Source organism: Pantoea sp. USMM079 (genome assembly GCF_037153115.1).
Classification (GTDB): Bacteria; Pseudomonadota; Gammaproteobacteria; order Enterobacterales; family Enterobacteriaceae; genus Pantoea; species Pantoea communis.
Genome location: NZ_JBBCKX010000001.1, coordinates 435,913 through 461,237 on the forward strand (window position 1 = coordinate 435,913; position 25,325 = coordinate 461,237).

The window sequence follows — 25,325 nt, forward strand, 5'->3', positions numbered from 1 at the left end:
TGTTTTCCCCTGCGCACAACGCAGGGGAAAATCAGGAACCCGCTACAATCATTTAGGAACGTCTTCCGTCTCCGTCTCCGGCAGTGTGACGTTGAGTTCCAGGATGGAGATATCGTCCCCTTTCTGATCCAGCTGAACGGTCACCATATCCGGGTCAATTTTCACGTACTTACAGATCACTTCCAAAATATCGCGCTTCAGTTGCGGCAGATAATGGGGCTCACTGTCGCCCCTTCTGCGCTCGGCTACGATAATTTGCAGCCTTTCCTTGGCTATGTTGGCTGTGTTCTTCTTACGGGATAAAAAGAAATCTAATAATGCCATTGGTTATCCCCCGAACAGGCGTTTCAGGAAACCCTTCTTCTCTTCTTCAATAAAGCGGAAGGGGCGTTCTTCGCCAAGCAGGCGATCTACGGTATCAGCGTAAGCTTTACCGGCGTCAGAGTTAGCGTCGAGAATGACCGGCTCACCCTGGTTAGAAGCACGAAGTACTGACTGATCTTCCGGGATCACACCCACCAGTGGTATACGCAGAATCTCCAGCACGTCTTCCATGCTCAGCATGTCGCCACGCGTCACGCGGCCTGGATTGTAACGTGTCAGCAGCAGATGCTCTTTCACCGGGTCCTGGCTATTTTCAGCACGACGCGATTTAGAAGAGATAATGCCGAGGATGCGGTCGGAGTCACGCACGGAAGAGACTTCCGGGTTGGTGGTGATAATCGCTTCATCCGCAAAGTACAGTGCCATCAACGCACCGGTTTCGATCCCCGCAGGGGAATCACATACGATGAAGTCGAACTCCATCGCGGCCAGGTCGTTTAATACTTTTTCCACGCCTTCGCGGGTCAGCGCATCTTTATCACGTGTTTGTGAAGCAGGCAGGATATAGAGTTGCTCCGTGCGCTTGTCACGAATCAGTGCCTGGTTCAGGGTTGCATCGCCCTGGATGACGTTGACGAAGTCATAAACCACACGGCGTTCACAGCCCATGATCAGGTCGAGGTTACGCAGACCGATATCAAAATCGATCACGACAGTTTTCTTGCCCTTCTGCGCTAAACCGGTTGCGATGGCCGCGCTTGACGTGGTCTTGCCAACGCCCCCTTTACCCGATGTAACTACAATGATGCGTGCCATAAATGTTGATTTCCTTAACGAAAGAAAAGGGGCCTAATAAAGTGTCTGAATGGTGAGCGCGCCCTCTTTAAGGCACAGGCGCGCGGCTTTACCAAAAAATTCCGCCGGAATCTGATCCATAATCCAGTATTCCCCGGCAATAGAGATCAACTCGGCTGCGAGGTTGGTACAAAAAATCTGGCTGTCACGTTCGCCACTGGCACCCGCCAGCGCACGACCACGCATCATGCCGTAAATATGAATATTGCCGTCTGCCACCAGTTCGGCACCGGCGCTGACGCTGTTGGTGACGATAAGGTCGGCATTCCGTGCGTAAATTTGTTGGCCTGAGCGCACTGGCGTATTGATGATGCGGGTTTTGCTGGCGGTTTCAGCGACCGGCGCCAGGATAGGCGGGGCTTCTTCAACCACTGGCGCTTCCGCACGCTTGCGATTCTCTTTGCCTTCTGACAACACCGGCAAGCCTGCACGGGCAATCATCTTTTTCAGGGCTTCATCTTTACAACCGCTGACACCGACAATGCGTAAACCGGTGGCGATGACCGCCTGCTGCATCTGTTTCCAGTTGATGTCACCGTTCAGTGCTGACACGTTGAGCACCACCGGTGCATTCTGCAAAAACGCAGGTGCCTGGTCGATTTTGTCCTGCAGCGCCTGACGAATCACCTCGGGTTGCGAATGGTGCAGATGAACCACTGACAGGGTAAAACTGCTTCCCTTGAATTCGATTGGCGTTTGCGACATCTGTCCTGACTCAGTCCTGTTTTACGACCCTAAGATGTACGCCGATAAAATCGTCATTAACATCAAACGGTCAATATTCGAAGTTCTGCAAGCATGTTATAGTTACTGCTATATTCAGGCAAGTGACGCCATAGGTTAATTCGAGTAAAAAATATGTTTTGTGTGATCTATAGAAGCCCGCAACGTGAACAAACTTATCTTTATGTTGAAAAAAAAGACGATTTTTCGCGCGTTCCGGAAGAACTGCTGCGTGGCTTTGGTAAACCCCAGCTAGCAATGGTGCTATCACTGGACAAACGCGACAAACTGGCTAATGCAGATATCAATAAAGTTAAGCAAGGTTTGAGCGATCAAGGCTATTATTTACAGATCCCACCACCGGTTGAAAGTCTGCTCAACATTCATCTTGATCAGAGTAAAAAAGTTTAATTCGGATTCATCTGTAAATATTCCCTGTAAAAATCCTCAGTGTTATTTGCATTAATTATTCGCCCGCTTTAAAGCATTATTGCGGGCAATAATTCCAGGTTGTAATCCTGTTTGTTGCGTATGATTAACGACTTTTGACAATTTCCGCCACGTCTGCCGCCATAAAACCGCTAATATAATCCTCCTCAGCTTGCCGCGTTCCGGCACTGAACCTGACCTATCCGCCAGTCAGACTGGCATCAAACACAACTAATGCAGGGGAACAGCATGTATCAGCATCGTAACTGGCAGGGCGCTTTGTTGGATTATCCCGTCAGCAAAGTGGTTTGCGTGGGCAGCAACTATGCGAAGCACATCAAGGAAATGGGCAGTGCCACGCCGACAGAACCGGTGGTGTTTATCAAACCGGAAACGGCGGTGTGCGATCTGCGCCAGCCGCTTTCGATTCCAGCCAACTTAGGCGAAGTGCATCACGAAGTGGAACTGGCGGTGTTGATTGGCTCCACGCTGAAGCAGGCAACGGAAGAGCATGTGGTCAAAGCGATTGCCGGATATGGTGTGGCACTGGATCTGACGCTGCGCGATGTACAGGCGGGATTGAAAAAAGCTGGTCAGCCGTGGGAAAAATCCAAAGGGTTCGATAACTCTTGCCCGCTGTCAGGTTTCATTCCAGTTTCTGAATTCAGCGGCGACCCGCAGGATACTGAACTGAAGCTAGTGGTGAATGGCGAAGTGCGCCAGCATGGCAGCACGGCGGATATGATTCACAAAATCCTGCCGCTGATTGCTTACATGAGCCAGTACTTTACGCTGCGCGCCGGTGACGTGATCCTGACGGGCACCCCGGAAGGTGTCGGGCCAATGCGATCTGGCGATAAACTCGAAATCTCGCTGGCCGGTCACGGAATTACCACCCGCGTACTGTAAAACTTGCATCACCGCACCTAACCCTTTATAAGGTGCGGTCTTATTGCACAACCCGGACCGCGATCATGACTGAACAACCTTTCTGGCAGACAAAACGCCTTGACCAAATGGACGATGCAGAGTGGGAATCACTGTGCGACGGCTGCGGCCAGTGCTGCCTGAACAAGTTGCAGGATGCGGACACCGACGAAATCTACTTCACCAATGTGGCTTGCAATCAGCTGAACATCAAAACCTGCCAGTGCCGTAACTACGAGCGCCGGTTTGAATTTGAAGAGGACTGTATCAAGCTGACGCGTGAAAACCTCACCACCTTTAACTGGCTGCCGCGCACCTGCGCCTATCGTCTGTTAGGCGAAGGCGGGACTTTACCTGCCTGGCATCCATTGGTGGCTGGTTCGAAAAAAGCGATGCATGCGCAGCGTATCTCGGTGCGTTATATCGCGGTACGGGAAAGCGAAGTGCGCGACTGGGAAGATCACATTATCGATCGGCCCGATCGTAACGGTTGACGTGATAACAGGCAGCGAGAGCTGCCTGTTTCGTTTTGATTAGCGGCTAAACAGATCGCGGCGTTTTGGCTTAAACGGTTGGGCAATCAGCACCAGTGCGCCAACCAGCAGATACGCGGCAAAGATGACGATCATCCATTGCGGCATACTCCAGGTCAGGAATGTCCAGCTGCGTTCGGCACAATCACCGCTGGCGACAAATACCGATGGCAGCCATTTATCCAACGGCAGCCAGGTCGGGAAGCGTGCGGCAAAGTCACAAGTGACAAACGGATTCGGGTGCAGCTGAATATTCGTATGTTCAATCGAAAGCATTAATCCCTTATAAGCGCTGTAAAGCCAAATGAGGATAGCGGCCCAGCGCAGTGGCAGGGATTTCGGGGCGAACGCGCCAACGATACCTGCGCCCATGACGCCAAACAGCGCACAACGTTCGTAGATACACATCACGCAGGGCTTCAGTCCCATGACGTGTTGAAAGAAGAGTGCAGTCAGTTCAAAAGCCAGTGCTGTCAGAGCCAGCAATAACCATGCCCCGCGTCCTCGTGAGCATTGATTCAAATATCGCAACATATTGCTTATCCTGTAACCATTAATGCTTCGCAGTGTAAACCAAAAGCGTAACCGTGCCAGCCAGGTAAGGGGAAAAAATCATGTACAAAAATGACTTAAGCCTGATCCAGGCCATATAAAGCGCATTTACTGATCAAGCGGAGGTGGCAGAAGGTCCATACCACGCAAACGAGTGCGTTGCCGTCTGACCGGTTAAAAACACCGCTGAATTTTGCGCCAGCGCGCGCTTTTAATCGGTTGTCAGTCTATTTCCGCTATAGCCGCTCTGGTATGATGAGTGCCATTACGACAAAGAAAGCAATGAGAAATAAATGCTATGGTGATTAAGGCGCAAAGCCCCGCAGGATTTGCTGAAGAGTATATTATTGAAAGCATCTGGAACAGTCGCTTTCCGCCGGGGTCGATCCTGCCTGCTGAACGTGAGCTTTCTGAACTGATTGGTGTCACGCGCACCACGCTGCGTGAAGTTTTACAGCGTCTGGCACGCGATGGCTGGTTAACCATTCAGCATGGTAAGCCCACGCGCGTGAATGATTTCTGGGAAACCTCCGGTCTTAACATTCTCGAAACGCTGGCCCGCCTCGATCACGATAGCGTACCGCAGTTGATTGATAATCTGCTGTCGGTGCGTACCAACATCGCCTCGATCTTTATTAGTCGTGCATTGCGTCATCATCCGGACAAAGCGCGCGAAGTGCTTGAAACCGCATTGAGCGAAGAGGATAAAGCAGAAGCTTACACCGAACTGGATTATCGCGTGTTCCGTGGTTTGGCCTTTGCCTCCGGTAACCCGATTTATGGTTTGATCCTGAACGGTTTGAAAGGGCTGTACACCCGCGTGGGGCGCCACTACTTCTCTAATCCCGAGGCGCGTCAGCAGGCTCGTAGCTTCTATCGTCAACTGGCGGATTTGTGCAGTGCGAATCCCACGCAGGACCAGATTGTCGATACGGTACGTGAGTATGGTCGTCGCAGTGGCGAGATCTGGCATAGCATGCAAAAAAGCATGCCCGATGATTTAGCCAGCAAGCGCTAAAAGAAAACCGGACTTTAACAGTCCGGTTTTTTTATGTTTAAAGTGCGGGTCCACGTGAAGGCGACCGGTCCAGCAGCTCAACGCTGCCATCTTCGTTCTGTTGTTCCAGAATCACATCGAAACCCCACAACCGATGCACATGCTTCAGCACTTCGCGGCGGCTTTTATCCAGCGGCGCACGTTGCTGTGGCACGTAGCGTAAGGTCAGCGAACGGTCACCGCGTAGATCCACATTATAGACCTGAATGTTAGGCTCCAGATTGCTCAGGTTGTACTGTGCTGACAGCTGCTGGCGGATGGCACGATAGCCTGCTTCGTCGTGGATCGCGGCAATTTCCAGGAAGTTATTGCGATCGTCATCCATTACCGTAAACAGGCGGAAGTCGCGCATCACTTTGGGTGACAGGAACTGGCTGATGAAACTCTCATCTTTAAACTCGCGCATGGCAAAGTGCAGCGTTTTTAGCCAGTCAGAACCCGCAATATCCGGGAACCAGTAGCGATCCTCTTCCGTCGGTGACTGGCAGATACGCTTGATATCCTGGAACATGGCGAAGCCCAAAGCATAAGGGTTTATGCCGTTATACCACTGGCTGTTATACGGTGGTTGATACACCACATTGGTGTGGCTGTGCAGGAACTCCATCATAAAGCGTTCCGACACTTTCCCTTCGTCGTAGAGATGGTTGAGGATGGTGTAATGCCAGAACGTCGCCCATCCTTCGTTCATCACCTGCGTCTGTTTCTGCGGGTAAAAATACTGGCTGACCTTGCGCACGATGCGCAGCACCTCGCGTTGCCAGGACTCCAGCAGCGGGGCGTTTTTTTCCATAAAGTAGAGTAAGTTTTCCTGCGGTTCCGAAGGATAGCGCGCCGCTTCCACGTGCACGGACTCCTTCTCTTTACGCGGCAGGGTGCGCCATAAGGTGTTTACCTGGCTTTGCAGATACTCTTCACGGCTTTTTTGCCGCGCTTTCTCTTCCTGCAGCGAGATCTTTTGCGGACGTTTATAGCGATCCACGCCGTAGTTCATCAGAGCGTGGCAGGAGTCGAGCAACCGCTCCACTTCTTCGACGCCATATCGCTCTTCACAATCGGTGATGTAATTACGCGCGAATAACAGGTAATCGACGATGGAGCTGGCATCGGTCCAGCTGCGGAATAAATAGTTATTTTTAAAGAAAGAGTTGTGCCCATAGCACGCGTGCGCCATCACCAGCGCCTGCATGGTCATGGTGTTCTCTTCCATTAGATAGGCAATACAAGGATTGGAGTTGATGACGATCTCGTACGCTAAGCCCTGCTGGCCATGTTTATAGCGTTGTTCGGTTTCAATGAATTTTTTACCGAACGACCAGTGGGCGTAGTTAATCGGCATACCCACGCTGGAGTAGGCATCCATCATTTGTTCGGAGGTGATGACTTCGATTTGATGCGGATAGGTATCAAGCCCGTAGCTTTTCGCTACACGGTCAATTTCTGCCAGATAAACATCAAGCAGTTCAAAGGTCCAGTCGGGTCCATCACTGAGTCGTTTACTGCTCCGGGTTGGCTCGTCAAAGATTGTCGTCATAGCGCACCTCTGTTTTGCAAGCGGCAGGCAACGGAGTGTCACCTGTCACGATCGTTTAAGGCTTCATCCTGAGAAAGACAGCCCAATAAAACTGAGCGAACACTTCAATGATAGTCCACTGTCGCTTATCCGAAACCGGAACTCAATCGAATTCTTTTGGCAGAAAATCATTCAAAAATCGTCGCTTAAGTCATTACTGATGACAACTGTTGGTTTTTATCTAAGTTGCAGAATAAAGTTCTGTTTATAAGTGCATTGTATGACTGCGGCGCTTTCTCCTGAAAAAAGAGAAAAGCACTCCCTTGCGCATAATAAATTGCTGATTAATGGTTTTATGGCATAAAAAATCCTGATTTTTGCACTAGCTCATGATTTCTGTGTGCAGGAAGGTGAAAAACATGTGAAATATGTCTGTCGAATGTAAGATAAGAAGTGCTGTCTGGTTATGCTGATTCAGGCAGCATTCATAGTTGATTATGCTTTTGCCGCGGCGAGGGGCTTATGCGCGTAGTGATTCTTGGAAGTGGTGTCGTGGGAGTGGCGAGTGCCTGGTATTTGGCGCAGGCTGGACATGAGGTGACGGTCATCGATCGCCAGCCGGGGGCCGCGCTGGAAACCAGTGCCGGTAACGCTGGCCAGATCTCTCCAGGTTATGCAGCGCCCTGGGCGGCACCGGGCGTGCCACTGAAAGCGGTAAAATGGATGTTCCAGCGTCACGCGCCATTGGCCGTCCGCCTCGATGGCAGCAAGTTCCAGCTGGAATGGATGTGGAACATGCTGCGTAACTGTGACATGCGCCATTATCAGGAAAACAAAGGACGCATGGTACGTATCGCGGAATACAGTCGTGATTGCCTGAAAGCATTGCGCGCCTCGACCGGTATCGCCTATGAAGGCCGGCAGGGTGGCACCTTGCAGTTGTTCCGCACTCAGCAACAGTTTGAGAGCGCCAGCAAAGATATTGCCGTGCTGAAAGAAGCTGGCGTGCCTTATGAACTGTTTGAAGCACATCAGCTCCACAGCGTTGAACCGGCGCTGGCCACGACCGCACACAAACTGACCGGTGGGCTGCGTTTACCGAACGATGAAACCGGAGACTGCCAGCTGTTTACGCAGCGCCTGGCCGAGATGGCAGCCGCTGCGGGTGTCACCTTCCGCTATGACACTCAGGTTGATCAACTGCTGCGTGAAGGCAATCGCATTTACGGTGTGAAGTGTGGTGATGAGGTGGTTAAAGCGGATGCCTATGTGGTGGCCTTTGGTTCCTACTCGACCGCGTTACTGAAAGATATTGTCTCAATTCCGGTTTATCCGCTTAAAGGTTATTCCCTCACCATTCCGATTAAGAATCCCGACGCTGCGCCGGTATCCACCATCCTCGATGAGACCTACAAAGTGGCGGTCACGCGCTTCGACGATCGCATTCGCGTGGGCGGCATGGCGGAAATTGTTGGTTTTAACACCAAACTGACGCCTGCACGACGTGAAACGCTGGAGATGGTGGTCAGCGATCTCTATCCTGAAGGCGGTTTTGTTGAACAGGCCACGTTCTGGACAGGATTGCGTCCGATGACGCCGGACGGCACGCCGATTGTCGGGCGTACGCCGCTGTCCAATCTCTATCTCAACACCGGTCACGGAACGCTGGGATGGACCATGGCCTGTGGTTCCGGTCAGCTATTGGCTGATTTGATTTCCGGTCAGAAACCGGCGATTGCCGCAGACGATTTGTCAGTACTGCGCTACCTGCCGGGTTTCGAACCCCATTCGTCGCCGTTGCGTAACGCTAACGCGGCGCGTTGAGACCTCAGGGAGAGCACAAGCATGTCACGTCCTACTGGCGCCACCATTAACCAACAGGCGCTGCGCCACAATCTGGCGATTGTACGGCAGGCTGCACCGCAGTCGCGGGTTTGGTCAGTGGTCAAAGCCAATGCATACGGGCACGGTATCGCGCGTGTCTGGCAAAGTCTGGCAGAGACCGATGGTTTCGCGCTGTTGAATATGGAAGAAGCGATTCTGTTGCGTGAGCAGGGTTGGAAAAAACCGATTCTGTTGCTGGAAGGTTTCTTCCATGCTGAAGATTTAACGTTGATCGATCGTTATCGCTTGACCACCAGCGTGCACAGCAACTGGCAGATTCAGGCGCTGGCCAAAGCTTCACTTTCTGCACCGGTTGATATCTATGTGAAGATGAACAGCGGCATGAATCGGCTGGGTTTCCGTCCTGAACAGGTTCAGGCGGCGTGGCAGAAACTGCGTGCGCTCCCTAACGTCGGTGAGATGACGCTGATGGCGCATTTTGCGGACGCGGAAAACCCGGAAGGACTTATCGAACCGATGAAGCGTGTTGAACTGGCCGCCGAAGGTTTGGATTGCCCGCGCTCGCTCTCCAACTCTGCCGCCACGTTGTGGCATCCTGAAGCGCACTTTGACTGGGTGCGTCCGGGGATCATTCTCTATGGCGCATCGCCAAGTGGGAATTGGCAGGATATTGCCAGCAGCGGCTTGCAACCTGTGATGACGCTGAACAGTGAAATCATTGGTGTGCAGCAGCTCAGTGCCGGTGACGGTGTGGGCTATGGCTATCGCTATCATGCATCGGGCGCACAGCGCATTGGTATTGTGGCCTGCGGCTATGCAGATGGCTATCCACGCCATGCGCCAACCGGCACGCCAGTGAGCGTCGACGGTATTCGCACTCAGACGCTGGGCGCGATCTCCATGGATATGATGATGATTGACCTCGAACCTTGTCCGCAGGCCGGGATTGGTTCCAAAGTGGAACTGTGGGGCAATCAGGTGAAAATCGATGAGGTGGCGAAAGCCGCCGGCACGGTGGGCTACGAGCTGATGTGTGCACTCGCGCCCCGCGTACCGGTTGAGATTATTTAAGCGCGGTCACGCTGCCGTGCATCTTCTTACTGCAGCGCCAGGCAATCAGGGCCAGCGCTGCACCTAAAAGCATCATCAAAGCCAGTGCTGATTTTTCTGCAACCGGCAATGCCACAATCATCAGGCTGCCACCCGCGCCGCACGCCATCTGAATAAAGCCCTGCAATGCCGCGGCAACGCCTGCCTGCTGCTGATACGGCTCTAACGCGTAGCTGGTGGCCGGGCCAACGGTAAAGGCCAGCCCTGCAACCGATACCGCCACCGGAATCATATACAGCGCCCAGTGTGTCTGCCATACGGCAGGCAACAGCGTCATTCCCGCCAGCAGCAGAATGGCACCCAGCAGCATGGTGACGAAGCCCATCGCCAGGCAGAACGGGCGTCCGGCTTTACGGATAGTCTTATTCACAAACGCACTGACCAGCATGATCCAAAAGCCGTTGGCACCAAAGGCAAAGGAGAATTGCAGGGGCGTCAGACCCCCTTCCGTCATCAGCACGTGGGGTGCCAGTGACACATAAGTCAGCACCATGCCGAGCGCACCCGCATTGGCAAAGGCGAAGGCAAGAAAACGCGGTTCACGTGCAATCGCCGCGTACTGCGCCAGCGGCAATCCTTTAACTCGCAGCGTATCGGCAGGACGGGTTTCCGGCAGGCAGAACACCACAATCAAACCAATCACGGCAGCATAGCCACACAGGAACCAGAAGGGCGCACGCCAGCCGTAGGCTTCAGCAAGGATACCGCCAAGCAGTGGCGCCAGTGCCGGCACAATATTCAGTGCACCATTGAGGAAACCATAGGCGCGTGCGGCTTCATCACCGCTTAAACGATCGCGCACGCCACTGAAGGCCACCACAGCACTGCAACAGACCGCGCAGCCCTGAATCAAACGGGCGAGGAAGAACACCGGCCATACGGTGGCGGTCGCAGCCACAGCGCTACCAACGATGTAGAGTGCCAGGCCAATCAGCGCAATCGGCTTACGGCCAAAATTATCTACCAATGGTCCGGTCACCAGCTGGCCGATGCCCATCACCAGTAAGAACAACGGAATGGTGATCTGAATCAAACTGACCGGGCTGTTCAGGCCTTCAGCGATTTGCGGCAGAGTGGGAAGGTAAAGATCGATGCCGAGCGGTGCCAGCAGCACCAGGCTTAAAAGCAGCAGGGTAAATTTTTGCATCTGAAACCAGAAACGTCCTGTTAAACAAGCGGGAAGGGTAATGACTTAGCCGGGAAAAAGAAAGGAATAAAAAAGCGATGTCTGCTGGACCAACACAGACATCGCGTCAAGGGTAGGATCAGTAAGCGCCGTCACGGCGTAACACTACGCCTGCGGTTTTGAACAGAATGGCAATATCGGTCCACAACGCCCAGTTCTTCACATACCAGGAATCGAAATAGACGCGGGTGTCGTAGTCGATGTCGTTACGGCCACTCACCTGCCACAGCCCCGTCATGCCTGGTTTCGCCATCAGGTAATAATCGACATCCCCTGCGTAGCGTTCCAGCTCAGCTTCGATAACCGGACGTGGTCCCACCAGACTCATCTCACCACGAATCACATTCCACAACTGCGGCAATTCGTCGAGACTGGTTTTACGCAGGAAGCCGCCAATTTTGGTGATGCGTGGATCGTTCTTCAGTTTGAAATCACGATCCCATTCGGCACGCGCTTCTTCACTGGTCGCCAGCAGGTTTTGCAATACTTCCTGGGAGTTAGTGACCATCGAACGGAACTTCAGACATTTAAACTTCACACCGTCTTGCCCAACGCGTTCATGTCCATAAATGGCATTGCCGCCATCACGTTTCACCATCGCACACAGCAGACCAAATACCGGGGCAAGGAACAGCAGCAACAGTGATGCCACCACGATATCGAAAGTACGCTTGAGGAAGCGGGATGAGCGTTTCGCCAGATTGTTGCTGACGCGCAGGATCATCACTTCGTGGCTGAAGATGAATGACATATCCGTACCGTAAAGCGGCACGCCGCGCAGGGTTGGGATCACGGAGATCGAGCGGCACTTCATTTTGGACAGGAACTTCAGCCATTTATCGCGCACCACCTGCTGTTCAAACTCAGTGGCGACGATAAATTGCGTGTTGTCGCGATCCATCGTTTGCCAGTTGATGTCTTTCCAGGTGATCACGGGTACACCATTCACGTTCTCAGGGTGGTGCTCATCTTCCAGTGAGATAAAAGCCTGGACGTTGTAGCCGAGGATTTCCTCACTCTGCAGGGCTGCATAAGCTTCCATGGCATTCTTACCTGAACCAATGATGATGGTCTCTTTCTGCCACTGACCTGCGCGGTTAATGGCACGCTTGACCACCGCACGCATCAGCGGCAGCAGTAGCAGTGCGTAAGTCCAGCTAAACACCCAAACCATGCGCGAAAAATCCCACTTGGAGAAGGCAATCAGCGCCAAATCCAGCAGCGAGAAGACGAACAGGGTTTTAACAATCTCTTTTAACTCGAACCAGAACGGTTTGCGGTAAGTGTAATGACGCATGCGCACCCAAAACCACGCGGTGCAAAGTACAGAAAGCCCTAATTGAGCGATGAAGCGGTACTCAATCTGCTGCGGCGGAATAAAGGTGTCCAGTTCTCCCCAAATACCCTGAACGGTTGCTGCAGATAAAAACAAAGCCAGATTCAGAGCAATTAAATCCGAAAAGCTTAAAGCGACTTTTGCGATGAGATTTTTACGCAATCCGCTCCACGAGCGGGTTGCATCATTCATTACCAATGTACTTGCCATAAAACCTGCTCTCTTTTCTTAAGTAAAAGATGGCCTGACCAGAATCAAGTACGCGCTCAGGAGTTGTCCACCGAAAATAAAAAGAAATGATTTTTCAGTGCGATATAAGTCAATGCTGCCATAAGCGCTGCATGGAAAGGGCCGTTTGAGACGTGATGTACGTCACGAAAAGCTGCAGCAACGTTTAAGAGTATGCAGGAGTTATTTGACAGAGTTAATATGGAAATAGTCTTAAAAGGAAATAAATGCTGCGTGAAATAGTGAGTTAGCTAATTGAAATACAAGGTTAAAACTAAAAAAAACACAGATAGAACGCTTCATTTTAAGACTGCTTTTAGGAATGACCGCCATACGAAGCGGATGGCGGCGGGGGTACATCAGGCGGGTTTTTTTAATACCCAGCGGTCTTGTTGCTTGTCATAGTGTCCGATCTGCAGATCGACGGGCTCGCCATCAATCCACGCCGGCACGCTGGTTTCATGATCCCAGCCATCGAGTTGGTAACTCAGGCCGGGGTTGGTATTGCAGGGAATGCTGATGGTATCGAGCTTTTCAGCATTCAGTTCTGCATCAACGATCTCGTAACGACCAATCTTTACCACGTGTCCCATGCGCTTCTCCCGTTTGTGCTGGGTGGAACAGTGATCATAGTCGCTCACGCGCAGTTTTGGCGTATTCGCGGTTAGGATTACTCCTTGTCTTCCATGACACGTACGCCAATTTTAACGATTTGGTTGTCCTCTTTCTCTGCCACGGTCCAGGTCAATTGGTTCCACTCCACCTGATCGCCCACCACCGGTGTACTGCCCAGCAGGCCCATCACCAGTTGACCGAGGGATTGCTGATCGTTGGTGGTTTCATCGAGTTCCAGCCCATAAATTTGCGCCACATCGCGTAAACGTGCCTCGGCATCCAGAATGAAGTCACCAAAGAAGCGTTGATCGAGCGCGACGGGTGGAGACTGACTGAACATTTTACCCAAAGCGGGCAAATCACGTTCACGTCCAATCACACATAGCACATCGCCCTCTTTAAGGCGCGTGCTACCGTTGGGATGCATCAGCGCGTTATCGCGGAACAGGGCAGCGATGCGCGTTTCGCGTGGCATCTGCAAATCACGCAGCGCGGCTCCAATACACCATTTATCAGCACTAAGTTGGTAAACAAACTGCTCCCAGGGGTTTTCAGGGTGGATGTCCAGTCCGACGCGGCTGATAGGTGATGCAGTAGGGGGAACCACAACTTTGGCGCGTTTGGCCGCATAGCCCAGTGAGGTGCCCTGCAGCATCAACGACACGAGAACCACGAAGAAGGCGATGTTGAAGTAGAGCTTGGCGTTTTCCAGCCCGGCCATCATCGGGAATACCGCGAGGATGATGGGTACTGCGCCACGCAGGCCAACCCAACTGATAAAGATGCGTTCGCGGCCGGTAAAACCTTTAAATGGCAACAGGCCCACCAGAATTGAAAGCGGACGCGCCACCAAAATCAGCCAGAGAGATAAAATCATGGCAGGAACGGCGATATGCCACAAATCAGATGGCGTCACCAGTAAGCCGAGCACGATAAACATGCCGATCTGACTCAACCACGCCATACCATCGAAGGTTTGCAGAATACCGTGACGGTTGCGAATCGGGCTGTTACCCAGCAGATAGCCACACAGGTAAACCGCCAGAATACCGCTGCCTTCCATCACCGTGGTCAGTGCAAACACAATGATGCCGCCACTTAACGCCAGCAGGGGATAGAGACCTTGCGCCAGATTGATACGGTTAATCAGTTGCTGTAGTGCCCAGCCGCCGCCCAGCCCCAGTACAATACCGAGACCGAACTGTTGCACCAGATGTACCACAAACATCCAGCTTAAGCCTGACTGGCCTTGCTGGATCATGTCAATCAGCGTGATGGTCAGGAATACCGCCATGGGATCGTTACTGCCGGATTCAATTTCCAGCGTGGAGCTGACACGTTCGTTAAGCCCTTTATCCCCCAGCAGCGAGAAGACGGCGGCGGCATCGGTGGAACCGATAATCGCGCCAATCAGGAAACCTTGCATCAAATCGAGTTTAAAGAGCCAGGCTGCAGCCAAACCGGTCAAACCGGCGGTTATCATCACACCGACCGTGGCGAGTGATAATGCGGGCCCCAGTGCCACCTTGAATGAGCTGGCTTTGGTGCGCATGCCGCCATCCAGCAAAATAATCGCCAGCGCGAGGTTGGATACCAGATACGCCACCGGGTAGTTGTCAAAAGCGATGCCGCCAATCCCATCAACGCCGGTCAACATGCCTAACGCAAGGAAGATTACCAGAATAGGGATGCCAAGCCGTGACGAGAATGAACTCAGAAGAATACTTGCTGCGACCAGCACGGAACCAATAATAAACAAACTGTAAATCATGCTGGCATTCAACGGCGTTCTCCTGCGGTACGAGCGAAAATGACAAACTGCGGGGGATTCACACAGACAAGGTGAAAAGATAATGCCTTATCAATAGCTTGTCAGCGCTTAATTGCATATTTTTTCAATCTGCGGAGCGCTATCCCATAGATCGTTAAAATTGTGTGAAAAATCAGCGGGGATTTCAGGCGAATGAGCGGTGGCGCGGAAAAGAAAAAGCCGGTCAATGACCGGCTTGATGTTCAGGCTTCTGCCACCTGTTTGTGGAAAAGTTCTCTAAATACCGGGTAAATGTCTTCTGGCTCGCGGATGTGCTGAATCGCGAAGTTATCAAACATGGCTTGCAGATGTTCATACTCACGCCACAGCGTCTGGTGCGCACGGCGCGTGATTTCGATGTAGCTGTAATAACGTACAACCGGCAAAATATGTTTGGCCAGAATCTCATGACATAACGGAGAGTCATCCGCCCAGTTGTCACCATCAGAGGCTTGTGCCGCATAAATATTCCACTGCGCAGGGTCATAGCGCTCTTTAACCACTTCATCCATTAACTTCAATGCGCTAGACACAATGGTGCCGCCGGTTTCCTGCGAGTAGAAGAACTCCTGCTCATCGACTTCTTTCGCCTGCGTATGGTGACGGATATACACCACCTCCACATTTTTATAGGTCCGGCTCAGGAACAGATAGAGCAGAATATAAAAACGCTTCGCCATGTCTTTCGTGGCTTGATCCATGGAACCGGACACATCCATCAGGCAGAACATCACCGCCTGGCTGGAAGGCTCAGGGCGCTTCTCAAAGTTTTTGTAGCGTAAGTCGAAGGTATCAATAAAGGGTACGCGTTCAATGCGTGCCCGCAGTTCGGCAATCTCTTTGCGCAGCCGCTCCTCTTCCAGCAACTGAGCCGGTTCACTGTTCTCCACTTCCGTCAGCGTGGCTTCCAGTTCGTGCAGCATACGGCGTTTACCGGCGGTCATGGCAGTACGACGCGCCAGTGAATTTTGTAGCGAACGCACCACACTGATGTTGGCCGGTACCCCATTTGAGGTAAAGCCCGCGCGGTGCGTTTTATATTCGTTCAATTGTCGATGCTGATTTTTACGCAGATTTGGCAGGGCAAGATCTTCAAACAGCAAATCAAGATATTCATCTTTCGATATCTGGAAGACAAACTCATCCTGACCTTCACCGTCCTGACTGGCGTTGCCCTGACCGCTGCCACCGCCACCACCGCCCCCTTGTGGGCGCTCAATGCGGTCGTTCTGGACGAAATGATCGTTCCCCGGATGCACGCGATGGCGACTGCCGCCGCGTCCCTGATGGAAAATGGGCTCATTGATGTCATCGATAGGAATCGAGACAGATTCGCCGCTCTCCACGTCGGTGACCGACCGCTTGTTGATGGCCTCGGAGATCGACTGCTTGATTTGCGACTTGTAACGGCGCAGGAAACGCTGCCGATTGACCGCGCTCTTGTTTTTACCGTTCAGACGCCGATCGATAAAATAGGCCATACATATCCCCCAAACTACAGTGCAAGCCAGGCCGGAACCACTCCGGCCTCCTGTTGCGGCGTCGCGGCGCCGCGTAGCTTACAGGTAACGATTAAGACGATTTACGCACGCGCAGATACCATTCGCACAGCAAGCGTACCTGCTTGCGCGTATAGCCTTTCTCCATCATGCGATCGACAAAATCATCGTGTTTTTTCTGTTCGTCCGTTGAGGTCTTGGTATTAAACGAAATCACCGGCAGCAACTCTTCGGTATTGGAGAACATTTTCTTCTCAATAACCGTGCGCAGTTTTTCGTAGCTGGTCCAGTTGGGATTACGTCCACTATTTTGCGCCCGGGCACGCAGCACAAAGTTGACGATCTCGTTACGGAAATCTTTCGGGTTACTGATCCCGGCAGGTTTCTCGATTTTTTCCAGCTCGGCGTTCAGTGATTCACGATCAAACAACTGTCCGGTATCGGGATCACGGTATTCCTGATCCTGAATCCAGAAGTCGGCGTAGGTTACGTAGCGGTCGAAGATGTTCTGGCCGTATTCTGAATAAGACTCCAGATAGGCGGTCTGAATCTCTTTGCCGATAAACTCCGCGTATTTCGGAATCAGATAACCTTTCAGGTGCTCAAGGTATTTCTCTGCCAGATCCTGCGGGAACTGCTCGCGCTCAATTTGTTGCTCCAGCACGTAGAACAGATGTACCGGGTTGGCCGCCACTTCTGCATGGTCAAAGTTGAACACGCGCGACAGAATCTTGAACGCGAAGCGGGTCGAAAGGCCGTTCATGCCCTCATCCACGCCAGCGTAGTCATGATACTCCTGCCATGATTTCGCTTTTGGATCGGTATCTTTCAGGCTTTCACCATCATAGACGCGCATTTTTGAATAGATGCTGGAGTTTTCCGGCTCTTTCAAACGCGACAGGATAGAGAAGCGCGCTAAGGTCTCCAGCGTGCCTGGTGCACATGGCGCCGTCGTCAGCTCACTGTGATTAAGCAGTTTGTCGTAGATTTTGATCTCTTCCGACACTCGCAGGCAGTAAGGCACTTTGACGATGTAAACACGGTCCAGGAACGCTTCGTTGTTCTTGTTGTTACGGAAAGTCACCCATTCTGACTCGTTGGAGTGCGCCAGAATGATGCCGTTAAACGGCAGGGCAGAGATCCCTTCAGTACCGTTGTAGTTACCTTCCTGAGTGGCGGTCAGCAATGGATGCAGCACTTTAATCGGTGCCTTAAACATCTCGACGAATTCCATGATGCCCTGGTTCGCGCGGCAGAGTGCGCCCGAGTAACCGTAAGCGTCGGGATCATTCTGCGCGTGGTTTTCCAGTTTGCGGATATCCACCTTACCGACCAATGCAGAGATATCCTGGTTGTTCTCATCACCCGGTTCCGTTTTGGCGATGGCCACTTGCTCCAGGATAGAAGGCCAGACTTTGACCACTTTAAAGCGGGTAATATCGCCGCCGAAGTCATGCAGGCGTTTTGCTGCCCACGGCGACATGATGGTGCCCAGGTAACGCCGCGGCACGCCATACTCTTTCTCAAGAATGTTGGCGTCTTCCTGTGGGTTGAACAGGCACAGAGGATGATCGTTGACCGGGCTGCGTTCGCCATCAGCGCTCAGCACGTAGATCGGTACGCGTTGCATCAGGGCTTTCAAACGCTCAGCAAGTGACGATTTACCGCCACCGACCGGCCCCAGCAAGTAGAGAATCTGTTTCTTCTCTTCCAGGCCTTGCGCAGCGTGTTTCAGGTAGGAGACGATCTGTTCAATCGCTTCCTCCATACCATAAAACTCTTCGAAGGCGGGATAGCGTCCCATGACGCGGTTAGAGAAGATTCTGGAAAGGCGTGGCTCCTGCGCCGTGTCAACCATCACCGGCTCACCGATAGCCATCAATAGTCGCTCTGCAGCGTTGGCGTATGCACTGCGATCCTGCTTACAGATAGCGAGAAATTCCTGCAGTGTGAACTCTTCGTCCTTGGCAGCTTCATAACGCTGACGATAGTGATCGAATATATTCATAGCGATGCCCGTCCTTTCGTTTTTAGCACAGGTAAAGGAGCGAAATTAGATACGTTTGCAGCTCCCGGAAGATATTCTTTATTGAGTACAGCAACCCTTATGCCAACCTGACGTTTTTTTATCCGGATACACAATTCTTATGGTTACTCTGCTCGTACAAAAAGTCTCGACTTACTTTTAACTGTAGAAGGCATTCAGAAAATCTGCAGCCACTTTTCTCCTTATTTAGCGATATATCAATAACAAAGTCTCATAAGCACTAAGGCATTCCGTTTGCATGTCTACCACTGCAACCTGCTTCAGACTATTCCGCATGGGTGATAAACATCCCTGATTTAACGTTAACCCAGCGCGAAAATTTAGTTAGACTCTGCGTGTGATTGTTATATTAATGGACTGATTAAATTGTGAACCAATTCAAACTTAAAGCGCTTGCTTGTGTTGTTCCTTGTTATTTTGCGGCGTTCAGCACTCATGCAGAACCCTTATCTCTCGGGGCTTCGGTTATTTATGCCCAGTCACCTTATCGCGGCGGACAGGACCGATACATCCCCATCCCGGTCATCAATTATGAAGGCGAAAACTTCTGGTTCCGTAGCTTGCAGGGCGGCTACTACCTGTGGAAAGACCAGCAGGATCAACTGTCATTAACCCTGTTGGGTTCACCGCAACAGTATGATCCCAAGGATAACGATCTGGGTGACATGAAGGCTCTGGATAAGCGCCGGATGACTCTGATGGCAGGTGCCACCTATCGCCATGTTGCCGATTGGGGTATCGTGCGTACCGCTCTGCTGGGCGATGTGCTGAACAACAGTAATGGCATCATCTGGGATCTTACCTATCTGTATCGCTTCGATTTTGGCGCGTTCAGCCTGACGCCAGGCATCGGTGCAATGTGGAACAGCGCCAATCAAAACCGCTACTACTATGGCGTGTCTTCGCACGAAAGCGCGCGGACAGGTATTGCTGAATATCAACCGGACGACAGCTGGTCTCCTTATGTGGAAATGAATGCCAGCTACCAGATTAGCGATAGCTGGAATGCCAGTTTGTCCGGGCGTTACACCCGCTTTGATAGCGAAATCAAAGACAGTCCGATGGTGGACAAAAGTGGTCAGTTCACTCTCTGGACCGGCATCAGCTACAGCTTCTAATGGTTTTACATGGCGCCTCGTAATGAGGCGTTTTTATTACATTGCACCAATAACGCGCCCCATCATGGCGCATCAGGAGGCGTAATGAAGACGATTCAATTCCGTGGAGAATCAACTTTACCCGCTATTGGGCAAGGAACCTGGTATATGGGGGAGAATGCAGCGCTGCGTCGTCAGGAAGTCTCGGCGTTACAAGCTGGATTGGATCTGGGGCTGAGACTGATTGATACCGCAGAAATGTACGCCGAAGGCGGGGCGGAAGAGGTGGTGGGCGAAGCGCTACGCGGACGCCGCCATCAGGCCTGGCTGGTGTCAAAAGTCTATCCGTGGAATGCCGGGGAAGTGGATGCGATAGAGGCCTGCGAGCGCAGCTTACAGCGCTTAGAGACCGATTATCTTGATCTTTATTTACTGCACTGGCGTGGCAATGTGCCACTGGAAGAGACCATTCGCGCCATGGAAACATTACAGCAGCAGGGAAAAATTCGGCATTGGGGCGTATCCAATTTCGACACGGACGATCTGCATGAACTGTGGAGTGAGACGGGCGGTGAAAACTGCGCTACCAATCAGGTGTTGTATCACCTGGCATCACGAGGAATCGAATACGATTTGTTAGCGGCATGCCAGCAGCGTGATATGCCGATCATGGCGTATTGCCCTCTGGCACAGGCGGGACGTTTACGTCAGTCACTGTTTGAAGATCCCCATTTGCACCAAATTGCACAACAGAAGAGCATCAGCGTGGCGCAATTGCTGCTCGCGTGGGTGATTCGTCGGCCAGGCGTGATCGCCATCCCCAAGGCCAGCAGCCAACAACACGTGGCTGAAAATGCGGCTGCGTTAGACCTGCATTTGAGTGTTGAAGAGTTGGCGGTCATTGACCGGGCGTTTCCAGCACCGCAACATAAAACGGGCTTAGACGTGGTATAGCGGCGCATCTGCGCCGCAAACCTACTTATTGCGCACGCGCAGGGTGGTACCGAGGCGAGCAGGGGATTCACCGGCACTTTTCATCGGCTTGTTGATGCGAGCCGTTTCCACGCAGACCATAGTTTTGTAACCCTCATTAGGCATATCCGCCATGCTGCAGGACAATTCTGGACCTGGATTCCATGTGACAACGTCACTTTGATAGTGGTGATACACTTCAATCTGACGTTTTCCTGCGATGTCGTGAATCACACTGCAATCTTCGGCTGCGGTGTGAATCCGATCGACGCGGTCAGGGTAGGTTTGCTTGCCATCAGCCGAACTGCCTACCGTGTTAGCGTTCACCTTGTCGATAAAGCTATTTCCTAAGCCACTCACTTCCACCTGAGCAATATCGGCGATCTGGAAGTAGGTGTGCAAGGCTGCGGTGGCTTCGTAATCGCCCCAGGCTTCCAGCTCAATTTCACAATGCTCGGCGATACGGAAACGGGCCAGCAGGGTGAAATCATGCGGCCACAGCTTCTTCGTTTGCGCGTTGCTTTCCAGTGTGAACGTCAGCATTACGGCATCTTCGTTCTCATCGTGTGCAGTCAATGTCCAGGGTTGATTACGGGCGAAACCATGCGCCGGTTCACCTGCCGGACCAAACCAAGGCCAGCAAATCGGCACGCCTCCACGGATTGCTTTGCCTGCGGCAAACGGCGTCTTATCGCTCAACCAGATCACCGGTTGCTGGCCGCTGGGCTGCCATGAGAGCAGATGCGCGCCTTGCAGCGCGATCGCCGCACGAACTTTAGGATGGCTCACAACCACGATCGGCAAATCGCCCATCTGGCGCTGAGACAGGTAAGGGGTGATCTGATTCACCACCGGTAAACTATAAAGCGTATCTTGCATCGTCAGACCTTCTCTTCTTCCAAATGAAAAAAAAGGGGCGACCGAAGTCACCCCTTGTCTGTTTCGCCAGTCGCTTACTTAGAAGCAACCAGTGCAATCAGATCCAGAACTTTGTGTGAGTAGCCAGTTTCGTTGTCGTACCATGAAACCAGTTTCACGAAGTTGTCGTTCAGTGCGATACCGGCTTTAGCATCGAATACTGAAGTCAGGGTTTCGCCATTGAAGTCGGTTGATACAACGTCGTCTTCGATGTAGCCCAGAACGCCTTTCATCTTGCCTTCAGATTCAGCTTTGATCACGGCACAGATTTCTTTGTAAGTGGCTGGTTTTTCCAGACGTACAGTCAGGTCAACAACAGACACGTTCGGGGTAGGAACGCGGAACGCCATACCGGTCAGTTTACCGTTCAGCTCTGGCAGAACCACGCCCACTGCTTTAGCAGCACCGGTAGAAGATGGGATGATGTTCTGAGCTGCGCCGCGGCCGCCGCGCCAGTCTTTGTGAGACGGGCCATCAACGGTTTTCTGCGTAGCGGTGGTGGCGTGAACAGTGGTCATCAGACCTTCAACGATACCGAAGTGGTCGTTGATCACTTTAGCCAGTGGTGCCAGGCAGTTAGTGGTGCAAGATGCGTTAGAAACGATATCCTGGCCAGCATATTTTTCAAAGTTAGCGCCACGAACGAACATTGGGGTCGCATCTTTAGAAGGACCGGTCAGAACCACTTTCTTCGCACCAGCCTGAATGTGTTTGCGAGCGGTTTCGTCGGTCAGGAAGATACCGGTTGCTTCTGCAACAACGTCAACACCCACTTCGTCCCATTTCAGGTTAGCCGGGTCTTTCTCAGCGGTAACACGGATTTTCTTACCGTTAACAATCAGCGCGCCGTCTTTCACTTCTACGGTGCCGTCGAAACGACCGTGCGTAGAGTCATACTTCAGCATGTAAGCCATGTAATCGGCGTCGAGCAGGTCGTTGATCGCGACGATTTCGATGTCAGAACGCTGCTGTGCAGCACGGAAAACGATGCGACCGATACGGCCAAAACCGTTGATACCTACTTTGATAGTCATATATTCCACCAGCTATTTGTTAGTGAATAAAAGGTTGGCTGTAAAATTACAAAAACCTTACCAGGCGTCAAGCGGAATCGTGTCAATTGTTGCGACAGGTCAATTCCAACGCCAGGAATAATTGGTTGCGCAATCGCTTACGCAGCACCCTTATTGCGCGCCTATGTTACGCCGAATACCGACCGAAAAGGGATGACTTTTGCAAAGGGTGATCGACGTCACAATTTTGCGCTGTGGCAGTCGTGGCGAACGGGTTCGCACGAAAAAAGACCATGATGATGTTGTTCGTTTGTTAGAATACTAGTCGATTTTTACAGAATGACACTCCGGAACTCAAAATGGCTAAAGACACCGCACCCGAGGCAAAAATCGCGCAGCTCTCTGAGATGCAGCGCTATGTCACACAGCATCGCGGCACGGAACCTCCTTTCAGTGGCGCACTACTGCACAACAAGCAGGAAGGCATTTACCACTGTTTAGTGTGCAATTCACCGCTGTTCCTCTCCGACTCTAAATATGATTCAGGCTGCGGCTGGCCGAGCTTTTACCAGCCTTACAGCGACGAAGCGATTCGTTATCTGGAAGATGATTCCCACGGCATGCACCGCGTGGAAATTCGCTGTGGCAATTGCGATGCGCATCTCGGCCACGTCTTCCCGGATGGCCCGCAGCCTACCGGTGAGCGTTACTGCGTTAACTCTGCCTCATTGAGCTTTACCGATGAGCAGGGCAAGCAACAAGAGGGCTGAGCATGAAGCAAGAACTGGAAGCCATGCTGGCGGCGATGACGCCGGAAGTCTACGAGCGGCTCGCCACCGCAGTGGAAATCGGTAAATGGCCGGACGGTGTCGCGCTGACGCAAGAGCAGCGCGATAATTGCCTGCAGCTGGTGATGCTGTGGCAGGCGCGTCACAACGACGACCCGCAGCATATGACCATTGGCAAAGGTGGGGAGATGGTGATGAAGTCGAAAAAGCAGCTTAAGGAAGAGTTTGGTATCGAGCCGGACATCACGCGCATTAACCTGCACTAGAATGCAAAAGGGCTGGTTTTCACCAGCCCTCATTTTCAGATTATTACTGCACCCTGAGCTTGCATCTGTTCGATAGCAATATCGCTATCATCAGGATTCAGGTTGACGCCGCGGCAACCCTCTTTCACCACTTCAACGTTGTAGCCCAGCTCCAGCGCATCCAGCACGCTGTATTTGACGCAATAGTCGGTAGCGAGCCCCAGCATCACCAGGTCGCTGATGTCGCGTTCACGCAGCCAACTGTCTAGCTCCGTTTTGCGGCGATGGCCGTTATCGAAGAAAGCACTATAGCTGTCCACATCCGCGTCGCCCCCCTTATGGAACACCGCATCAATCAGTGTGCGGTCCAGTTCTGGGTGGAAGTCCGCCCCCACTGAGTTCTCGACTCCATGATCGGGCCACCAAATCTGCGCCAGACCGTTCAATTCACCCAGGGTATACACTGGTTCGCCAGAGACGGAGGCGAAGCTGCCATGATCTGCCGGATGCCAGTCTTGCAATGCCACTACACATTCTCCCCGATCGCGGAACTCGCGTGCGTAGCGATTGGCAACGGCAACCGTTTGGTCGCCTTCGCGCACCGCCATTGGGCCGCCGGGGCAAAAATCGTTCTGAATATCGATGATTATCAATGCCCGCTTCATTACATCTCGCTCCGTATCAGTCGTCGGTCAGTTCGCCGCGTAAATTCTGTTGCATTCTGGCACGAATTTCCGGGTTGGTGAGGTTTTGGCTCAACAAAAAGTGCAGTTTTGTTAATGTAGCCTCAACGGTAAGGTCAAAACCGCTGATCACCCCCGCATGCTCCAGCGCATTACCGGTGGCATAGCCCCCCATATTCACTTTTCCGGACATGCATTGCGTCAGATTCACCACCACAATCCCACGTTCGCTCGCCTGCTGGAGTTCAGCCAGGAATTCTGCATTTTGCGGCGCGTTACCGACACCATAAGAGCGCAGAATCAGTGCTTTCACCGGCTGGCGCAGGAAGTTACGCACCACATCGGCAGAGATCCCGGGGTAAATGGTAACCACGCCAATCGGTTGTGGGGTAATCGGATGCACAATCAACTCGCCACGGCCCTGAGGCGCCGGCGGCGTATTGAGTTTACGAATGTGAATACCGGCTTCCAGCAAAGGAGGGAGATTCGGTGAAGCGAAGGCGTTGAAGCCGTCGGCATGTGCTTTGGTGGTGCGATTGCCACGGAACAGCGTGTTGTTAAAGAACAACGCCACTTCATTGATCGGATAATTAGCGGCCACGTACAACGAATTGAGTAAATTCTGCTGACCATCTGAGCGCAATTCTGCCAGTGGAATCTGCGAGCCGGTTACGATTACCGGCTTCGCCAGGTTTTCCAGCATGAATGACAGCGCCGAGGCAGTGAATGCCATGGTGTCGGTGCCGTGCAGAATGACAAAACCATCATAGCTGTCGTAATTCTGTTTAATGTCATCAGCAATCGATTGCCAATCCAATGGCGTCATGTCTGACGAATCCATCAGAGGCTGATATTCGTGGATGGTGAAATTCGGCATCTCAGGCCGATGGAACTCTGGCATGTTGGCCAGTTGCTGCTGCAGGTGGCCGGAAACCGGAATGTAGCCGTGCGCGGAGCGCTGCATACCGATGGTACCGCCCGTGTAGGCTACATAGATATTTTTCTTTTGCATGGAAGAAC

Annotated in this window: 25 protein-coding genes; 10 read left to right on the top strand and 15 right to left on the bottom strand. The window is 52.3% G+C overall.

Annotated features, from left to right (window positions below; all coding sequences use genetic code 11):
• Nucleotides 1–48: 48 nt before the first annotated feature.
• The 3 genes from minE to minC are packed head-to-tail and all read right to left on the bottom strand — an operon-like array spanning nucleotide 49 to nucleotide 1,884.
• Complete coding sequence (minE, locus tag WFP70_RS02020; protein WP_034828741.1) at nucleotides 49–324, bottom strand: cell division topological specificity factor MinE; 276 nt, start codon at nucleotides 322–324, stop codon at nucleotides 49–51.
• 3 nt (nucleotides 325–327) lie between these two features.
• Nucleotides 328–1,140 (bottom strand): septum site-determining protein MinD, encoded by an 813-nt coding sequence (minD, locus tag WFP70_RS02025; protein WP_034828743.1) that lies wholly within the window; start codon nucleotides 1,138–1,140, stop codon nucleotides 328–330.
• Between the two features lie 33 nt (nucleotides 1,141–1,173).
• A complete protein-coding gene (gene minC, locus WFP70_RS02030; RefSeq protein ID WP_337022445.1) occupies nucleotides 1,174–1,884 on the bottom strand; it encodes a septum site-determining protein MinC in 711 nt (236 codons plus the stop codon).
• Between the two features lie 153 nt (nucleotides 1,885–2,037).
• Here minC and WFP70_RS02035 point away from each other — a divergent pair, with 153 nt between their 5' ends.
• The 3 genes from WFP70_RS02035 to WFP70_RS02045 all read left to right on the top strand — a co-directional run bounded on the left by WFP70_RS02035 (nucleotide 2,038) and on the right by WFP70_RS02045 (nucleotide 3,752).
• Complete coding sequence (locus WFP70_RS02035; protein WP_058959843.1) at nucleotides 2,038–2,313, top strand: YcgL domain-containing protein; 276 nt, start codon at nucleotides 2,038–2,040, stop codon at nucleotides 2,311–2,313.
• A 267-nt stretch (nucleotides 2,314–2,580) separates the two neighbouring features.
• Nucleotides 2,581–3,240, top strand: coding sequence for a fumarylacetoacetate hydrolase family protein (locus WFP70_RS02040; protein ID WP_337022446.1), 660 nt, complete (start codon nucleotides 2,581–2,583; stop codon nucleotides 3,238–3,240).
• Nucleotides 3,241–3,305: 65 nt separating this feature from the next.
• A complete protein-coding gene (locus tag WFP70_RS02045) occupies nucleotides 3,306–3,752 on the top strand; it encodes a YcgN family cysteine cluster protein (protein ID WP_038646609.1) in 447 nt (148 codons plus the stop codon).
• Nucleotides 3,753–3,791: 39 nt separating this feature from the next.
• On the opposite strand, the gene dsbB is transcribed toward WFP70_RS02045, so the two are convergent.
• The gene (gene dsbB, locus WFP70_RS02050; protein WP_034828752.1) at nucleotides 3,792–4,325 is read right to left on the bottom strand and encodes a disulfide bond formation protein DsbB; all 534 of its coding nucleotides are present in this window, start codon (nucleotides 4,323–4,325) and stop codon (nucleotides 3,792–3,794) included.
• Between the two features lie 316 nt (nucleotides 4,326–4,641).
• Here dsbB and fadR point away from each other — a divergent pair, with 316 nt between their 5' ends.
• Nucleotides 4,642–5,361 carry a fatty acid metabolism transcriptional regulator FadR gene (gene fadR / locus WFP70_RS02055; protein ID WP_034828755.1) on the top strand — a complete coding sequence of 240 codons (720 nt, stop codon included), beginning with the start codon at nucleotides 4,642–4,644 and terminating at the stop codon, nucleotides 5,359–5,361.
• A 37-nt stretch (nucleotides 5,362–5,398) separates the two neighbouring features.
• On the opposite strand, the gene WFP70_RS02060 is transcribed toward fadR, so the two are convergent.
• On the bottom strand, nucleotides 5,399–6,934 hold the full coding sequence (locus tag WFP70_RS02060) for a SpoVR family protein (protein ID WP_034828757.1): 1,536 nt from the start codon (nucleotides 6,932–6,934) through the stop codon (nucleotides 5,399–5,401).
• 501 nt (nucleotides 6,935–7,435) lie between these two features.
• On the opposite strand from WFP70_RS02060, the gene WFP70_RS02065 reads away from it, so the two are divergent.
• Together WFP70_RS02065 and dadX are read left to right on the top strand one after the other, a co-directional pair.
• Nucleotides 7,436–8,737, top strand: a complete 1,302-nt coding sequence (locus WFP70_RS02065; RefSeq protein ID WP_337022447.1) for a D-amino acid dehydrogenase — start codon at nucleotides 7,436–7,438, stop codon at nucleotides 8,735–8,737.
• A gap of 21 nt (nucleotides 8,738–8,758) precedes the next feature.
• Nucleotides 8,759–9,829, top strand: a complete 1,071-nt coding sequence (gene dadX, locus WFP70_RS02070) for a catabolic alanine racemase DadX (protein WP_034828760.1) — start codon at nucleotides 8,759–8,761, stop codon at nucleotides 9,827–9,829.
• On the opposite strand, the gene WFP70_RS02075 is transcribed toward dadX, so the two are convergent.
• The 6 genes from WFP70_RS02075 to yeaG all read right to left on the bottom strand — a co-directional run bounded on the left by WFP70_RS02075 (nucleotide 9,822) and on the right by yeaG (nucleotide 18,550).
• On the bottom strand, nucleotides 9,822–11,015 hold the full coding sequence (locus tag WFP70_RS02075) for a multidrug effflux MFS transporter (RefSeq protein WP_034828762.1): 1,194 nt from the start codon (nucleotides 11,013–11,015) through the stop codon (nucleotides 9,822–9,824). The genes dadX and WFP70_RS02075 overlap by 8 nt on opposite strands.
• A gap of 118 nt (nucleotides 11,016–11,133) precedes the next feature.
• Nucleotides 11,134–12,600, bottom strand: a complete 1,467-nt coding sequence (gene wbaP / locus WFP70_RS02080; RefSeq protein WP_058959838.1) for an undecaprenyl-phosphate galactose phosphotransferase WbaP — start codon at nucleotides 12,598–12,600, stop codon at nucleotides 11,134–11,136.
• Between the two features lie 377 nt (nucleotides 12,601–12,977).
• Nucleotides 12,978–13,211 carry a DUF1480 family protein gene (locus tag WFP70_RS02085; RefSeq protein WP_034828766.1) on the bottom strand — a complete coding sequence of 78 codons (234 nt, stop codon included), beginning with the start codon at nucleotides 13,209–13,211 and terminating at the stop codon, nucleotides 12,978–12,980.
• A gap of 77 nt (nucleotides 13,212–13,288) precedes the next feature.
• The gene (locus WFP70_RS02090; RefSeq protein WP_038646621.1) at nucleotides 13,289–15,016 is read right to left on the bottom strand and encodes a potassium/proton antiporter; all 1,728 of its coding nucleotides are present in this window, start codon (nucleotides 15,014–15,016) and stop codon (nucleotides 13,289–13,291) included.
• Between the two features lie 230 nt (nucleotides 15,017–15,246).
• Nucleotides 15,247–16,524 carry a YeaH/YhbH family protein gene (locus tag WFP70_RS02095; protein WP_034828771.1) on the bottom strand — a complete coding sequence of 426 codons (1,278 nt, stop codon included), beginning with the start codon at nucleotides 16,522–16,524 and terminating at the stop codon, nucleotides 15,247–15,249.
• 91 nt (nucleotides 16,525–16,615) lie between these two features.
• Complete coding sequence (gene yeaG / locus WFP70_RS02100) at nucleotides 16,616–18,550, bottom strand: protein kinase YeaG (RefSeq protein ID WP_034828773.1); 1,935 nt, start codon at nucleotides 18,548–18,550, stop codon at nucleotides 16,616–16,618.
• 407 nt (nucleotides 18,551–18,957) lie between these two features.
• On the opposite strand from yeaG, the gene WFP70_RS02105 reads away from it, so the two are divergent.
• Together WFP70_RS02105 and WFP70_RS02110 are read left to right on the top strand one after the other, a co-directional pair.
• A complete protein-coding gene (locus WFP70_RS02105; RefSeq protein ID WP_058959835.1) occupies nucleotides 18,958–19,707 on the top strand; it encodes a MipA/OmpV family protein in 750 nt (249 codons plus the stop codon).
• An 84-nt stretch (nucleotides 19,708–19,791) separates the two neighbouring features.
• Complete coding sequence (locus tag WFP70_RS02110; RefSeq protein ID WP_097116973.1) at nucleotides 19,792–20,640, top strand: aldo/keto reductase; 849 nt, start codon at nucleotides 19,792–19,794, stop codon at nucleotides 20,638–20,640.
• 21 nt (nucleotides 20,641–20,661) lie between these two features.
• Here the strand turns inward: WFP70_RS02110 and WFP70_RS02115 are convergent, their stop codons facing one another.
• Nucleotides 20,662–21,537, bottom strand: coding sequence for a D-hexose-6-phosphate mutarotase (locus WFP70_RS02115; protein WP_337022448.1), 876 nt, complete (start codon nucleotides 21,535–21,537; stop codon nucleotides 20,662–20,664).
• 74 nt (nucleotides 21,538–21,611) lie between these two features.
• Nucleotides 21,612–22,610 (bottom strand): glyceraldehyde-3-phosphate dehydrogenase, encoded by a 999-nt coding sequence (gapA, locus tag WFP70_RS02120; protein ID WP_034828788.1) that lies wholly within the window; start codon nucleotides 22,608–22,610, stop codon nucleotides 21,612–21,614.
• A 338-nt stretch (nucleotides 22,611–22,948) separates the two neighbouring features.
• Here gapA and msrB point away from each other — a divergent pair, with 338 nt between their 5' ends.
• Nucleotides 22,949–23,359 carry a peptide-methionine (R)-S-oxide reductase MsrB gene (msrB, locus tag WFP70_RS02125; RefSeq protein WP_034828790.1) on the top strand — a complete coding sequence of 137 codons (411 nt, stop codon included), beginning with the start codon at nucleotides 22,949–22,951 and terminating at the stop codon, nucleotides 23,357–23,359.
• A 2-nt stretch (nucleotides 23,360–23,361) separates the two neighbouring features.
• On the top strand, nucleotides 23,362–23,643 hold the full coding sequence (locus tag WFP70_RS02130) for a YeaC family protein (protein ID WP_160833623.1): 282 nt from the start codon (nucleotides 23,362–23,364) through the stop codon (nucleotides 23,641–23,643).
• 35 nt (nucleotides 23,644–23,678) lie between these two features.
• Here the strand turns inward: WFP70_RS02130 and pncA are convergent, their stop codons facing one another.
• Together pncA and ansA are read right to left on the bottom strand one after the other, a co-directional pair.
• Complete coding sequence (gene pncA / locus WFP70_RS02135) at nucleotides 23,679–24,287, bottom strand: bifunctional nicotinamidase/pyrazinamidase (protein WP_034828795.1); 609 nt, start codon at nucleotides 24,285–24,287, stop codon at nucleotides 23,679–23,681.
• 16 nt (nucleotides 24,288–24,303) lie between these two features.
• Entirely contained in the window at nucleotides 24,304–25,317 is a 1,014-nt protein-coding gene (gene ansA, locus WFP70_RS02140; protein WP_034828797.1) for an asparaginase, read from the bottom strand.
• Nucleotides 25,318–25,325: the final 8 nt, after the last annotated feature.

Bases quoted from the DNA above. Each gene is read 5' to 3' on its own strand.
- fadR (WP_034828755.1), top strand. From the start codon at position 4,642: ATGGTGATTAAGGCGCAAAGCCCCGCAGGATTTGCTGAAGAGTATATT.
- WFP70_RS02060 (WP_034828757.1), bottom strand. From the start codon at position 6,934: ATGACGACAATCTTTGACGAGCCAACCCGGAGCAGTAAACGACTCAGT.
- WFP70_RS02045 (WP_038646609.1), top strand. From the start codon at position 3,306: ATGACTGAACAACCTTTCTGGCAGACAAAACGCCTTGACCAAATGGAC.
- msrB (WP_034828790.1), top strand. From the start codon at position 22,949: ATGGCTAAAGACACCGCACCCGAGGCAAAAATCGCGCAGCTCTCTGAG.
- dadX (WP_034828760.1), top strand. From the start codon at position 8,759: ATGTCACGTCCTACTGGCGCCACCATTAACCAACAGGCGCTGCGCCAC.
- WFP70_RS02115 (WP_337022448.1), bottom strand. From the start codon at position 21,537: ATGCAAGATACGCTTTATAGTTTACCGGTGGTGAATCAGATCACCCCT.
- WFP70_RS02085 (WP_034828766.1), bottom strand. From the start codon at position 13,211: ATGGGACACGTGGTAAAGATTGGTCGTTACGAGATCGTTGATGCAGAA.
- WFP70_RS02035 (WP_058959843.1), top strand. From the start codon at position 2,038: ATGTTTTGTGTGATCTATAGAAGCCCGCAACGTGAACAAACTTATCTT.
- wbaP (WP_058959838.1), bottom strand. From the start codon at position 12,600: ATGGCAAGTACATTGGTAATGAATGATGCAACCCGCTCGTGGAGCGGA.
- gapA (WP_034828788.1), bottom strand. From the start codon at position 22,610: ATGACTATCAAAGTAGGTATCAACGGTTTTGGCCGTATCGGTCGCATC.
- WFP70_RS02110 (WP_097116973.1), top strand. From the start codon at position 19,792: ATGAAGACGATTCAATTCCGTGGAGAATCAACTTTACCCGCTATTGGG.
- WFP70_RS02075 (WP_034828762.1), bottom strand. From the start codon at position 11,015: ATGCAAAAATTTACCCTGCTGCTTTTAAGCCTGGTGCTGCTGGCACCG.
- minE (WP_034828741.1), bottom strand. From the start codon at position 324: ATGGCATTATTAGATTTCTTTTTATCCCGTAAGAAGAACACAGCCAAC.
- WFP70_RS02040 (WP_337022446.1), top strand. From the start codon at position 2,581: ATGTATCAGCATCGTAACTGGCAGGGCGCTTTGTTGGATTATCCCGTC.
- minC (WP_337022445.1), bottom strand. From the start codon at position 1,884: ATGTCGCAAACGCCAATCGAATTCAAGGGAAGCAGTTTTACCCTGTCA.
- pncA (WP_034828795.1), bottom strand. From the start codon at position 24,287: ATGAAGCGGGCATTGATAATCATCGATATTCAGAACGATTTTTGCCCC.
- WFP70_RS02065 (WP_337022447.1), top strand. From the start codon at position 7,436: ATGCGCGTAGTGATTCTTGGAAGTGGTGTCGTGGGAGTGGCGAGTGCC.
- minD (WP_034828743.1), bottom strand. From the start codon at position 1,140: ATGGCACGCATCATTGTAGTTACATCGGGTAAAGGGGGCGTTGGCAAG.
- yeaG (WP_034828773.1), bottom strand. From the start codon at position 18,550: ATGAATATATTCGATCACTATCGTCAGCGTTATGAAGCTGCCAAGGAC.
- ansA (WP_034828797.1), bottom strand. From the start codon at position 25,317: ATGCAAAAGAAAAATATCTATGTAGCCTACACGGGCGGTACCATCGGT.
- WFP70_RS02095 (WP_034828771.1), bottom strand. From the start codon at position 16,524: ATGGCCTATTTTATCGATCGGCGTCTGAACGGTAAAAACAAGAGCGCG.
- dsbB (WP_034828752.1), bottom strand. From the start codon at position 4,325: ATGTTGCGATATTTGAATCAATGCTCACGAGGACGCGGGGCATGGTTA.
- WFP70_RS02130 (WP_160833623.1), top strand. From the start codon at position 23,362: ATGAAGCAAGAACTGGAAGCCATGCTGGCGGCGATGACGCCGGAAGTC.